Annotated in this window: 12 protein-coding genes; 8 read left to right on the forward strand and 4 right to left on the reverse strand. The window is 59.3% G+C overall.

What is annotated here, in order from left to right:
* Nucleotides 1–162: 162 nt before the first annotated feature.
* Together dcuC and ABRP87_RS03795 are read left to right on the forward strand one after the other, a co-directional pair.
* On the forward strand, nucleotides 163–1,530 hold the full coding sequence (gene dcuC / locus ABRP87_RS03790) for a C4-dicarboxylate transporter DcuC (RefSeq protein WP_023025975.1): 1,368 nt from the start codon (nucleotides 163–165) through the stop codon (nucleotides 1,528–1,530).
* Between the two features lie 48 nt (nucleotides 1,531–1,578).
* Nucleotides 1,579–2,910: a lyase family protein gene (locus tag ABRP87_RS03795; protein ID WP_349862993.1), complete on the forward strand. Its 1,332-nt coding sequence runs from the start codon at nucleotides 1,579–1,581 to the stop codon at nucleotides 2,908–2,910.
* Between the two features lie 53 nt (nucleotides 2,911–2,963).
* On the opposite strand, the gene ABRP87_RS03800 is transcribed toward ABRP87_RS03795, so the two are convergent.
* Nucleotides 2,964–3,689, reverse strand: coding sequence for an SAF domain-containing protein (locus ABRP87_RS03800; protein WP_349862995.1), 726 nt, complete (start codon nucleotides 3,687–3,689; stop codon nucleotides 2,964–2,966).
* Nucleotides 3,690–3,730: 41 nt separating this feature from the next.
* The gene (locus ABRP87_RS03805; RefSeq protein ID WP_349867797.1) at nucleotides 3,731–4,312 is read right to left on the reverse strand and encodes a 5-formyltetrahydrofolate cyclo-ligase; all 582 of its coding nucleotides are present in this window, start codon (nucleotides 4,310–4,312) and stop codon (nucleotides 3,731–3,733) included.
* Nucleotides 4,313–4,380: 68 nt separating this feature from the next.
* On the opposite strand from ABRP87_RS03805, the gene ABRP87_RS03810 reads away from it, so the two are divergent.
* From ABRP87_RS03810 to sepX, 4 genes are all read left to right on the forward strand, one after another.
* The gene (locus ABRP87_RS03810) at nucleotides 4,381–5,307 is read left to right on the forward strand and encodes a UTP--glucose-1-phosphate uridylyltransferase (RefSeq protein ID WP_034659306.1); all 927 of its coding nucleotides are present in this window, start codon (nucleotides 4,381–4,383) and stop codon (nucleotides 5,305–5,307) included.
* A gap of 75 nt (nucleotides 5,308–5,382) precedes the next feature.
* A complete protein-coding gene (gene glp, locus ABRP87_RS03815; protein ID WP_023025986.1) occupies nucleotides 5,383–6,717 on the forward strand; it encodes a molybdotransferase-like divisome protein Glp in 1,335 nt (444 codons plus the stop codon).
* Complete coding sequence (locus tag ABRP87_RS03820) at nucleotides 6,717–7,427, forward strand: GNAT family N-acetyltransferase (RefSeq protein ID WP_023025989.1); 711 nt, start codon at nucleotides 6,717–6,719, stop codon at nucleotides 7,425–7,427. Before glp ends, ABRP87_RS03820 begins: the two co-directional genes overlap by 1 nt.
* A 145-nt stretch (nucleotides 7,428–7,572) precedes the next feature.
* Entirely contained in the window at nucleotides 7,573–9,039 is a 1,467-nt protein-coding gene (sepX, locus tag ABRP87_RS03825; RefSeq protein ID WP_349867798.1) for a divisome protein SepX/GlpR, read from the forward strand.
* On the opposite strand, the gene ABRP87_RS03830 is transcribed toward sepX, so the two are convergent.
* Nucleotides 9,040–9,699 carry a DNA-3-methyladenine glycosylase I gene (locus tag ABRP87_RS03830; protein ID WP_349852424.1) on the reverse strand — a complete coding sequence of 220 codons (660 nt, stop codon included), beginning with the start codon at nucleotides 9,697–9,699 and terminating at the stop codon, nucleotides 9,040–9,042.
* Nucleotides 9,700–9,871: 172 nt separating this feature from the next.
* On the opposite strand from ABRP87_RS03830, the gene ABRP87_RS03835 reads away from it, so the two are divergent.
* Nucleotides 9,872–10,285: a DoxX family protein gene (locus ABRP87_RS03835; RefSeq protein ID WP_005279936.1), complete on the forward strand. Its 414-nt coding sequence runs from the start codon at nucleotides 9,872–9,874 to the stop codon at nucleotides 10,283–10,285.
* The gene (locus tag ABRP87_RS03840; protein WP_349863004.1) at nucleotides 10,272–10,973 is read left to right on the forward strand and encodes a zf-HC2 domain-containing protein; all 702 of its coding nucleotides are present in this window, start codon (nucleotides 10,272–10,274) and stop codon (nucleotides 10,971–10,973) included. The genes ABRP87_RS03835 and ABRP87_RS03840 overlap by 14 nt, the downstream gene beginning before the upstream one ends.
* Nucleotides 10,974–10,993: 20 nt before the next feature.
* On the opposite strand, the gene pmt is transcribed toward ABRP87_RS03840, so the two are convergent.
* Nucleotides 10,994–12,619, reverse strand: coding sequence for a protein O-mannosyltransferase (pmt, locus tag ABRP87_RS03845; protein ID WP_502879276.1), 1,626 nt, complete (start codon nucleotides 12,617–12,619; stop codon nucleotides 10,994–10,996).
* Between the last annotated feature and the right edge of the window lie 3 nt (nucleotides 12,620–12,622).

Below are 12,622 nucleotides of genomic sequence, written 5' to 3' on the forward strand. Positions count from 1 at the left end.
TATTCACAACTTGGGAGGATTAGAGTTGGCAATATTGTTACTTATTTAACTAATGCACACCGGTTGCGATATAGGTATTTGGTGTTAGTGTGAAAGCGGAATATAAAAATATTGTTTGTAAAAATAACAGTATTCTAATGCGTGGGCAGAAGGGATCCCAGCATGAATATCGCACTCGCTTTATTTGCCTTGGCAGTCACCATTGGTGCAGGCTACCTCCTTGTTAAAGGTCATAAGCCGGTCATCATTTTATTGCTTGCCGGGTTTATTCTCATTGCAGTTTCTACCGCGGCCAAAGCTGGCTACGGAGTTTTAGATGAGGAAGACTCTACCGGATCTCGGTGGCTAGACATCATTGGCATATTCGAACAAGTTGCTGGTAGCCAATTAACAGGCGTCGGCCTAATCATTATGGCGGCCGGCGGCTTTTCGGCATATATGAACAAGATCGGCGCTTCACAGGCACTGGTCGAGGTGCTTGCCGCCCCAATTGCAAAGTTCAAGCACCCCTACATCACGCTAATCCTCACGTATTTCCTCGGCGTGGTGCTTTTTATGTTTATCCCCAGCGCTGCTGGGCTCGCTATTTTGCTTCTAGTGCTATTGCTTCCAGTGCTGAAGGCGGTAGGGGTAAGCCCCGCAGCAGCAGGCGCGGTCATCGTGTCAGCCTCTGCATTGCCTATGGGGCCGGCATCGGGAACCTCGGTGCTGTCGGCGCGAACCATTGATTTATCCCCAGTCGTCTACTTTGTTCAGTACCAGCTGATCGTGGCCATTCCTACTGCTATTGCAATTGCTATCACTCACTATTTCGTGCAGCAGCATTACGATAAGCGGGATTTGGAAGAGTACAAGGAAACCGACACCATGGGCGATGGTTCTGGCGAAGCAGGCCCGAAGTGGTATGGCTTATTTCTCGCACTGCCCATTATCTTGTTGATAATCTTCAGTCCCTTGGTCAATGACAGCATCGAGCTGAGCACAGTGGGAGCATTCGTAATTGTCTGGCTATTGGCCATGCTGTGCGAAATCATCCGCCATCGTTCTTTTGCCACCGCAACTGAACAAGCCACATCCTTTTTTACGGGTATGGGAAAGATGTTTGGTGGCATCGTCGCATTGATTATCGCAGCGCAAATCTTCGCCACCGGGTTGACGGCTACGGGCGCCATTTCCATGCTCATCGATGGAGGCCAGCAACTCGGTGCCGGCGCTATCGTCATCACCCTCATGTTCACCTTGATCGTGGGCCTAGTGACGTTCCTGACCGGTTCCGGTGTCGGCGCATTTTCTTCCTTTGCCAGCCTGGTGCCTGATGTCAGCCGTGGGCTCGGTGCTTCGGCAGCGGCAGTGATTACCCCAATGGAATTTGCCAGTGGTTTATTCCGCGCGGTTTCTCCGGTCTCCGGGGTAATCATTTCCGTCGCCGGTGGCGTAGGGATTTCTACCACCGAGCTTATTCGCCGCACCCTCCTTCCAATGGGGGTTGGCTTTGTCGTGATGATCGTATCCAGCCTGATCTTGCTCTAAGCACGTTCTGGGGTCACAACCTACATCTGAAAAAGTAAGGAATTTATCATGGGAATCGGCGCACTGAACTCGTCTTTTCAGAAGAAAGGCTATGTCACAGCGGACATGGAAGCCCACTGGGAAGAAGCACAACTTATCCGGAAGATTTTCGCTGTTGAAGCGGCAATGGCGCGGACGCAGGGACACATGGGAATCATCCCGCAGGAGGCTGCCGAGGCGATCTCAGATAATGCAGTCGCCAGTGATGAGCTGATTGAAAAAGCCCAAAGCGGCGGGGTTGGCAATCCTTCGGTCGCTGTCCTAGATGCGCTGCGGGAGGCGGTTCCGGAAGACCAACGCGGTTGGGTCCATTTCGGGGCGACGACTCAAGATATTTTGGATACCGCGCGGGCCCTGCAGATCAAGGCAGCGACTGACCTAATACTGGAACGCCTGAACGCTGTGATTGCAGCTACCGCCAAACTTGCTCACGAGCATGCCACGACGTTAATGGTTGCGCGCACCAATGGGCAGTATGCATTGCCGACGACACTGGGTACGCGCTTCGCGCGGTGGAATGCGGAACTGCGCCGGAGCAGGGAACGCTTGGAAGCGATGCGCGAGCGCACGGAACAGATTCAATTTACCGGTGCTGTAGGCACGCTGGCGTCCTTTGGAGAACAAGGCCCTGAGTTAAGTCGGCGCCTTGCCAAAGAATTGGAACTGGTTTATCAACCGGTTTCTTGGCATGCGAGCTCGGATACAATGACAGAGCTTGTGACGACCGTGGCTACCTTGGGGCAAAGTCTGGCCAAGATTGCAGAGGATCTCTTCGCTATGCAGCAATCCGATTTGGTCGAGGCCCGCGAGGAGATGGATGCACATACTTCCGGTTCGTCCACCATGCCGCAAAAACTTAATCCCTTTGCCACAATGAAAATTTCCGTGGGAGCCAGCATGGCTTGTGGCATGGCGGCAAACATGCTCACGCAAGCGCCGGCCACCTTTGAACGCGACCACCGCCAATCCGAGATCCACCGCAACCTGATTCCACAAATCTTTGTTGCCGTCGATGGAGCGCTGGAAAAGTTGGGCCAGCTCTTTCCTCGCTTGCGTTTTGATGCACAAGCATTAGAAGACAATGTAAAAAGCGCGGGTGTCTCATTGATGACTGAAGGGATCATGATGGAGTTGGCTCCGCATATTGGTCATAGTGCCGCACACGACGCTCTTCAGGAATTCGCCCGAGAAAATAGAGAGAACGGTACCAGCCTGGAAGAGTTTTGCGCGGCCCACTCTAAGCTTGCAGGTGTTTCGGAAAAGCTGGACTTTGATGCCTTGACAAACCCAGCCAATTACATCGGCCAAGCTGTTGAAATCGCGAAATCGGCGAAGGAATAGATCAGGAATAAGTACTGCAAAGACCACCACTACGCAAAAGGTTCAGGCTGTCTTTAAGTAGCAGCATCTGCGTCATCGACGGCTTGGGGCTGGGCGCGATCGCCCACGATGACCACGGTCAGCGGTTGGTTTAAAGAGGCCGCGGCCACGTCATTGGCATGCTCATTAGGAAGTGCGAGCAAGACGGTGGCAGAAGAAACTTCGCCCTCCGCGGTGGTGGTGGAGACCACCCGGGCGCCGGAGGCGATGACGCGGGCGGTCGCGGGCTGGGAATCGGTGGCATTGCTTGCCGTGACGATGTCGACGGTATCGCCGTGCTGTAGGTGGGGAATGATGTCTGGATCGGCAAGTTTTACAGGGATCATGCGGCCAGAGCTGCCTCCCGCAGAATCCTCTGATCCCGAGTTCGCGACGAGGCTAGACACCAACTCTTGGCCTAGGAGCCGCTTGCTGGTGACTACCTCACCCTTGCCCGCGGCGGCGGTGATGATGCGGCCGGCGAGGTCGGAGGGGGCATCGGCAAGCGCGCTGCTAGGTATGGAAGAAGAAGGCAGGCGCTCGAGGGAAACATCGGAGGCGGAAAGCTCCGCGCCGGCGGGCAGATCGTGGCTAAAGACCAGCACCTGCGGCAGTTCCTTCGCCCTGGAAATCGCGGAAACCAGCGCGGCAACGAGCAGGACCAGCGCGATGACGCGGCGCACGAGCACGCCGCGGCGGTGGCCAGGGGTGCGAAGAGTGCGAAAGAATTGAGAGATTCGCGGTGACGGAGAATGAGCCATGCACAATTAGACTGCGCTACCGCCTGCACGGTTCCCTGCGTTTAGGAAGAAAAGCGGTGGATTCCTGCGGCGGTAACCACGGCCTCGACGCGGCGATCGTGGGATGTGGCCGGGATAGAGTCAAGGAACTCGGTAGGGTAGACCATGGCGAGTACCGCGGGGTGGTTGCGCGGAACCCGGGAAAGCGCGCGGTCGTAGTAGCCGCCGCCCTTGCCCAGGCGGTTTCCGGCCGCATCGATGGCCATGGCGGGGGCCAAAATCAGATCGCAACCGCACAGCACGCGGCTATCAAAACGCGGGCCAGCCGGCTCAGAAATACCCAACTGACCAGGCTGCATGCTGTGCGGGCCCTTGTAATCTGCCCAGTTCAAAACGCCATTGCCGCAGGTGATGGGCAATAAAACGCGGTCGACGCGGCGGGAAAGCCACGGGATGAAATCCGCCCCGCCTGGTTCTGTGCCCAGCGGCCAATAGGCAGCGACGCTCGATACGCCGGAAAGGTCGGGCTCTAACTGCTCGCGCAGGGCAGTGGTCCATTCCGCGCGCTCATCTGCGGTGAGGCTGCGGCGCGCGCGAAGCAGGCGGGTGCGGAGTTGAGCTTTGATGTCGCTGGAAGAAGGCATAAATAAATAATAGCGTCCGTGGCGTAGCGCTACACAGGAAAATCGTGCGCCGTTGTACCCTAAGATCCATGGCTAATGAACGCGAAGATTCCGCCTCCGGAATCACCACGGTTGTAGTTCCAGCGGCTGGCATGGGCACCCGCTTTCTGCCCGCCACGAAAACCGTCCCCAAAGAATTGCTGCCCGTTGTGGATACTCCCGGCATTGAATTGATTGCTGAGGAGGCAGCTTCAGTGGGCGCGCGCCGGCTTGCGGTCATTACCGCACCTGAAAAGCAAGAAGTAATGCGCCATTTTGCGGAGTTTCCAGATCTGGTAGAAACCTTAGATTCCCGCGGCAAGGATGAGCAGGTGGCCAAGGTCAACCGCGCTCACCAGCTCATTGAGCCCATCGCGGTAGAGCAAGAAAAGCCCTTGGGCTTGGGTCATGCCGTGGGGCTGGCGGAAGAAGTCTTGGCAGAAGATGAGGACTCCTTTGCCGTCATGCTGCCGGATGACATCGTATTGCCGGCCACCGTTATGGCGGATATGGCGCGTGTTCGCGCCGAGCTCGGCGGCAGCGTGCTGTGCGCGTTTGCGGTGCCGCAGGAGCAGACGTTTAATTACGGCGTTTTTGACGTAGAAGATACTGACGCGCCGGGCGTGAAAAAGGTCGTCGGCATGGTGGAAAAGCCGGACCCAGAGGACGCGCCGTCCAACCTGGTTGCTACTGGGCGCTACCTTTTGGACCGCAAGATTTTTGATGCGCTGCGCCGGATCGAACCGGGCAAGGGTGGCGAATTGCAGCTGACCGATGCCATCGAGTTGCTCATTGAAGAAGGCGAGCCCGTCCACGTGGTGGTCCACGAGGGTAAGCGCCACGATTTGGGCAACCCCGGTGGCTATATCCCGGCCAACGTGGACTTTGGCCTGCGCGATGAAAAATACGGCCCAGCGCTGTATAAAGCTATTAAACAAATCATGTCCGATTTCGAGGCGGAACAAGGCCTTAACTAATTACCTTGCACCGCGCGCACGTGCGTTTAGGGCAGCAAGGTAAAAGGGCAATAAGAAAGGGCGGGCAGAGACCGTATGCGTTCAGTTGATGACCAGTTGGCGCTGGTTACTGATGCGGCGACGACCCCGGAGCCGGTGCGGATGAGCATTTCTAATGCACTGGGGTTAATGTGCGCCGAGCAGGTGCAGGCCAATCAGCCTTTACCGGGCTTTCCCCAGGCGGCCATCGATGGGTATGCGGTTCGCGCCGTTGATATCGGTGGCGAGCGCGGGTTGAAGGTTCGGCGCCCGAAGAATCAGGACCAAGAAGGCAGCGAGGGTGAGGATGCCCCCGAGCAGGCCGATGACGCCGCCGCGCAGCCCGCCCCACCAGAGGTTGAGCGTTCCTTGCCCGTGGTGGGCGAGGTGCCGGCCGGCTCGAAGCAGCCGTTGCGTTTACAGCCCAAGCAAGCCGTGCGGGTCTATACGGGCGCGCCCTTGCCCACGCTTGCCGATGCCGTCCTACCCCTCGAGTGGACCGACCGCGGCCGCAAGCGCATCACGGCGCACCGGACGGTGCGCTCGGGCGACTTCGTCCGCCGCGTGGGCGATGATATCCAGCCCGGCGATGTCGCTGTGTCCTCCGGCACCGTCCTTGGCCCAGCGCAGATTGGCTTATTGGCCGCGGTGGGCCGGTCCAAGGTGCTGGTTTATCCGCGCCCGCGCGTGACCATCGTGTCCTTTGGCCGCGAGTTGGTCGATGTGGATAAGGAACCGGGCCTAGGCCAAGTCTTTGATGTGAACTCTTACTCCTTGGCCGCCGCCGCAAAAGAAGCGGGGGCGGACGTGGTCCGCGTAGGCATTGCCGAAGGCGAGCCGCGCCGCATCCGGGAAGTGCTAGAAACCCACATCACGCGCAGCGAGGCCCTCGTGATTACCGGTGCCGTTGGTGGCGCCGGTGCCGAACAGATCCGGGAGATTTTGGCGGAAATCGGCGATATCGATACCTCCCGCGTGGCCATGCACCCAGGATCCGTGCAAGGCTTTGGGCTAGTAGGAGATGAGCGCATCCCTACATTCCTTCTTCCTTCGAACCCGGTTTCGTCGCTGGTTATTTTCGAAATCTATATTCGTCCCTTGATTCGCCTGGCTTTGGGCAAGCGCAATGCCCACCGCCGAGTGGTGCGTGCCCGCGCACTGAACCACATTGATTCCCGCCCCGGACGCCGTGGCTTCATCCGCGCCCGCTTGATGCGCGATGCCGAGACCGCAGATTATTTGGTCGAGGGCCTTGGCGGAGCGACCGGTGCGCCGGCGCACCTTCTGGCGGGACTGTCCGAAGCCAATGCCATGATCCGCGTCCCTGAGGAAGTCACCGAGATTCGCCCGGGCGATGTCGTTGATGTCTTATTCCTTACCCAGCGCAGCTAATGCTTGACCCTTTCGGTACCGCTGCGGCGAAGCTGCGCCATCCAGTTACTGGGCCCACAGATGATCTGCACCCCGGTTGGCCAGAAGCGACGCCGACGGTGCAGCTTCCTGCCTCGGGGACACTGCCGTCTGGCGGACGATTGCGGCTGCGGCCTTTGCTGCGCTCGGATGGTCCCGAATGGCGGCGCCAGCGCATTGAGGACGAACCCTTGCTCCGGCCGGTAGAGCCGACCCAGGCGACCACTTGGGCAGCGGCCCATAGCTCGCAGGCCTGGTGGAATTACCTCATGTTTCTGCGCAACTCCGCGCGCGATGCGCAGGTAGTCCCCCTAGCCATTGAGCTCGAGGGAAAGTTCGCCGGCCAGGTAACACTAGGCAATATCCAGCACGGCAGCATCCAGGACTGTTGGATTGGCTATTGGGTTTATTCCGCCGTGCAGGGCGCGGGCGTTGCCACCGCGGCCACGGCCTTGGGCGTGGACCATGCCTTTGGGCGGGTAGGCCTGCACCGAGTGACCGCAACCTACTTGGAACAAAACCCCGCCTCCGGGCGCGTGCTGGAGGCCAACGGTTTTCGCTCCGAGGGATTTTTGCGCCGCAACCTGCATATCGATGGCGCCTGGCGGGATCACCATTTCGTGGCCCTAGTCAAGGAAGATTTTGCATCCACAGCGGTTGAGCGGCTGCGCCAAGCTGGGCGTTTGGTGTGAAAAGCATCCTTAATTCCGGGGAATGCTTTCTCAGTTTTCACATAAGTAACAACATTGTAATTTACGGCTTCTGTGGCCCCTAAAGTGCGGTTTTAGCGATTACAGTGGAGTAATCATATGCACCCCAAGGGAAGGTCCTTAAGTCGTGTCCACAGCTGTGCCAGTTATTGCAATCATCGTGGTGTGGCTCTTCGTGCTCGCGCCGTGGCTATTGGGCAGGAGCAATCGCCCGATGAGCCATACCGGAGAGGCCTTTGAGGATACCCGCGTGCTCTTTTCCGGCGATTCCGGCAATGTCGCCGGCCGCCGCCGCCCGCGCCTGCGCGCCGATGATATCCACCGCAGTGCGTCGGATGAGGATCAAGACTACGAGGTCGTATCCGCTTCCACGGAGGACTCGGACCGCGAGGCAGACGTCGATGACGTGCTGATCGAGGAAGAAGTAGAGGACCGCGCTTCCCGCGCACAGTCGCGGACCATCGCCGGTGCTGCCCGCCGCGCCCGGGCGCAACCCTTCGGCGTTGGTGGCCGCGCATTCCGCTCCGCCGCCGATGAGAACGAAGCGGACGCGCGCAATGGGCACGCCACCCCAACTGAGGAGACGGCAGAGACCATCGAGGGTGAAGTCATTGAGGAATCCGCGGTTCCAGCCGCTGCCGCTGATACCACCGATGCGACCAATGCCACCACTCCCGCCGATAGCGCGCGTACGTCTAGGGACTCCGACGATGCAGATGTGAACACGGACGATGTCGATGATGTCTTGCTCGATGATGACGAGCGCGCCGGCGAGGAAGCAGGCGGTGCAAAGCGCAAGGGCCGCCGCGGCGATGTGGTTGCCAATTCCACCGAGTCCTTCACCGCGCCGGTGGCAGCGGACATTGCAGAAGACGCGTATGACTATGACGAGACCTATACCTCCCCGGTTGACCTGATGTATCCGGGCGCGGTGGACCCCGCCCCAGTCATTGATGCAGAACAACCGGACTCCGCAGAAACCGACTCCGCAGAGTCTGAATCCGAAGGCGCAGCAGAGGAATCGGCGGAAGCAGATGAGTACAGTGCCCAGGGTGCTGAGGACGCGGCGTTGAATACGGACCTTTCCGAGGACGAGGTGGCATTTGCTCAGCGGCGCCTTGGCCGCGGTGGTTGGGACCCAGTAGCGGAAAAGGAGAAGTCCGCTACCCGCTACCAGCGCCGCCAGCGCACGCTCATCGGCCTAGCCATCGCAGTGGTCCTCACCGTGGCCCTGGGCATTGTGGCCGGTGGATGGACTTGGTGGCTGGCAGGCATCGTCGGCATCCTGACTGGGACCTACCTGGTGGCGCTGCGCGCGCAAGTCCGGCAAGAACAAGCACTTTTGCGCCGCCGGGTAAAGCACCTGCGCCGGGCGCGGTTGGGCGTTCACAATACCGATGATGAGGCGTTGAAGATCCCCCGCAACCTGCGCCGCCCGGGTGCGGTCGTCGTCGAAATCGATGATGAAAGCCCCGACTTTGAGCACCTTCCCTTAAGCTACAGCGATGATGAAGATGGCGACTTTGATGGCCCGCACGCCGGGCCCAGTGGGGTAGGGCGCCGCGATGACCTAGCCGCTCGCCGCGCAGGTTAATTAGCCGGCTGCGCCCTCGCTTCCGTGGAGCTTTTCGGTTTCCTCCGGCCATACACCGGAGGTAGCCCGGCGGTGGGAGCCCAAGAGATGGGTATCGACCATCCCTATTGCCTCCATGAGCGCAAAGCAGGTCACCGGCCCCACGAACTTAAAACCGGCCTTTTTCAATTCCCGCGACATGGCCTGCGATTCTGGGCTCTTGTTCGGAATATCCTCCATGACCTCGGGGTAGATATTTTCTGTGGGCTGAAAGCTCCAAATGAAATCCGCTAAGCCACCCTCTTCGCGCAGTTTAATGGTGGCCTTCGCATTATTAATGGTGGCGCGGATCTTGGTTTCGTTGCGGATAATGGTGGCATCGGCAAGCAAGTGCTCCACCTCGGCCTCGCCGAATTCCGCGACCTTTTCCGGATCGAAGTGGCAAAAGGCCTTGCGGAAGGCGGGGCGCTTTTTTAATACCACGGCCCAAGACAGCCCAGACTGGAAGGACTCCAGGCTCAGGCGCTCAAATAGGCCGGCCTCGTCCCTAATGGGAAGGCCCCATTCGGTGTCGTAATAATCCGTCAATAGCGACGACGTCACGGCCCACGGCGTGCGGGCTACTCCGTGCTCGTCATAGGCCAGCGGGGTGCGTTCTTCGGTGGTGGTGTCAGTGTCCATGGATGGTTCTCCTATTGGTGTGTTGTGCCTATTTTCCTTGTCTTTCTCCATTGAAGCAGCGATTGCGGGTGGGATGCAGTGTGTACCTCGCCAGATGGTGAAATTGCGAGCTCAGGGCGTGGGGCGGCGGTGTCTTCGCGTTGGGGTGGGCATTCGATGTAGTCTATTGACCATGAATAGACCTGCCGTTCGTGATGCCGCGTTGCTGCTTTTTCGGTTGGTCCTCGGGCTCATCTTTATTGCGCACGGCGTGGACAAGATGTTCATGGACGGAATGGATGAGACGGTTGGGCAGTTTTCTGCCCTCGGCATCCCGCAGCCACAGATAGCCGGTTATGCCGCCGCAATCGGGGAGATGGTGGGTGGCGCCTTCCTCGTCATTGGTTTGTTAACCACCTTTGCCGCTGCGGCGCTGGCCGTGGACATGGTGGGCGCGCTGTACTTCGTGCACTGGGGAAATGGCCTCTTTGCCGGCGACGGTGGCATCGAGTACCCCTTGGTGCTGTGCATGTCCCTCATAATGATCGTTATTTTTGGTTCTGGCCGGGCGAGCTTGGATAGGGCGTTAAGCAATGTTGACGCATAGCCAAGTGCAAGCGGCGATTTCCGCCCAGCTGGATGGCGAAGAAGCGGAGCTTTCCGCAGACGTCATCGACGCCCACCTAGAACACTGCGCGGAGTGCCGAGCGTTTCGCGATAAGGCAGCGGCGCTATCGCGTTCCTTAAGCTTCGTGGAACCGGCGGATTCCGGCATGTCGCCGCCGACGGATCTTTCTGAGGTGATCCTCGCCGGGGTAGAACCGGAGTGGAAGCGGGCATCGAGCGCTAGGCAGGCCAACCTCACGGTGGCACGCAGTGCCTTGGTAGTCATGGGACTCGTTTTTGCGGTGTGGGCCATCGTGCAAGTGGTGCGTGCCTCCGGCCTAGTGCCGCTGGGCACAGAGGGTTCGGTGCTGGACCCTGCGGCCGATCCAGACCGCGCCAACCTGCTGATGGAAGGCGCGGCCGTGCGCTTTGGCATGGCGTGTGGCCTGCTGTGGAGCGCCTGGCGCCCAGCCTCTGTGACCGGGCTTTTCCCGGTATCCGCCACGATGTTTGCATTTCTTTTTGGCTTTGGCGTGCGCGATATTGCGCTCGGCACCGTCACCATGGAACAGGTCTATCTGCTCATCGCTACCGCGCTGTCGACCATTAGTCTGGCCTGGGCGTGGGCTGCCGAGAAGGGCTACCTGGTGCGCGCGTGGTGGAAATCCTTGAACGCGCAGCCGCACTAAGGCGAACGGGTTTCTGCCACCTATTTCCAGCTGGGCAGCCACATCATGGATTGATACCAAGACTCCGGGATGATGAAGCCGTATAAGATGGGCGCGAAGTAGAAGAACATTGCGACCACCAGCGCGAGATAGCAGGCGGCTGCAAACGTTCCCCGCCGCATCGGCCCGCCAGCGATGCGCCTAATCCACCGCCACCTGATGGGCTTACCGCGTCCGACCATTTGGCCTAGCGTGAGGGCGAGAAGCACGATGACAAACGGGATAAACGCGGTGGCATAAAAGAAGTACATCTGCCGGTCAAAGGCCGCCAGCCACGGGAGAAATCCGGCCGCAAAGCCCACGAGGGGAATGAGGAAGGCGCGGTTGCGGCGGATGATAAGCGACCAAAGCCCCCAAAGTACTGCGGGGACTACCAGCCACCAGATCGCCGGGGTGCCAAAGAGGTAGAGCATCTTGCGGCATTCGCCACCGCCGCTGCATTCCAGGTCCGTACTTGAGTAATACAAAATGGGCCGAGCCCCGGCCAGCCATGCCCACGGCTTGGAATCCCACGGGTGGTGGTGGCCACCAGAAGAGGTCAAGCTGGCGTGAAAATCCAATACGGAGGAGTGGTAATAAAACCAGCCGGCCACAGGCTCCGGTAAGTGCATGAGCCAAGAGTCTTCCCCGATGGTCCCATCCACCTTGGCGTGCCGGTAGACCGCGGTCTCTGAGGCAAACCACGCGCGCCAGCTCCACACATAAATCATTATTGGCACGGCTACTAGGGAGGCAAGTGCCGCGGGCGTATCGCGGATGAGCGTGCCCACAATATAGCGGCGAATGCCATACTTGCGGCGCAGCGCGAGGTCACTAAAGACGCAGAGCAGGCCGAAAAACATGATGTAGTACAGCCCAGACCATTTCACGGCAAGTGATAGGCCTAAAAAGACTCCGGCGGTAAAGCGCCACCACCGGAAGCCAAAGCGTGGCCCGAATGGGGAGGTGCCCATCCCACCGCTTAGCAGGGCGTGGTGGAGGCGCTCGCGCATCTGTTGATGGTCGCGGGCTAGTGCCCACGCTGCGGCCACGATGAAAAAGACCTGGAAGATATCCAGCATGCCGAATTTCGCAGAAACCAAGAGGACGCCATCGCAGACGGCCAGAATGCCGGCAAAGGTGGCCACTTGCCAGGAAAAGGACAACCGGCGGGCCAGCGCCATGGTCATCAGCACGGTGCCGACGCCGAAGAGGGCCGTCATCAAGCGCCAGCCCAGCGGGGTATAACCAAAGACCCATTCCGAAATGGCAATGATCTGCTTGCCCAGCGGCGGGTGAACCACGAGCCCAAAGCCCGGGTTGGTCTCGATGCCGCCGATGAATAAGTTATCCCAGCTTTTGACCATGTCCCAGGCCTGGGGAACGTAGTGCTTTTCATCGAAGACAGGTGTGCCCTGTGATACCGGCGCGGTAAGGCCCACGAACCGGGTGATCAGTGCGAGAACGGCGATGATGCCGGTGCTTATCCAATCGGCCTTGCCCCACGTGTAGGTGCGCGGTGCCGGCGGCATCACGCGGTTATGCGGGGTGCGCGGTGAGCTAGAGGGGGCAGCGGTAGCAATAGTCACGAAAAAGAGTTTAGGCGACGAGCCTGCGCGCGGGTGCATAGG

The sequence above is a fragment of the Corynebacterium sp. KPL2830 genome (assembly GCF_040225635.1).
In the GTDB taxonomy this organism is placed as follows: domain Bacteria; phylum Actinomycetota; class Actinomycetes; order Mycobacteriales; family Mycobacteriaceae; genus Corynebacterium.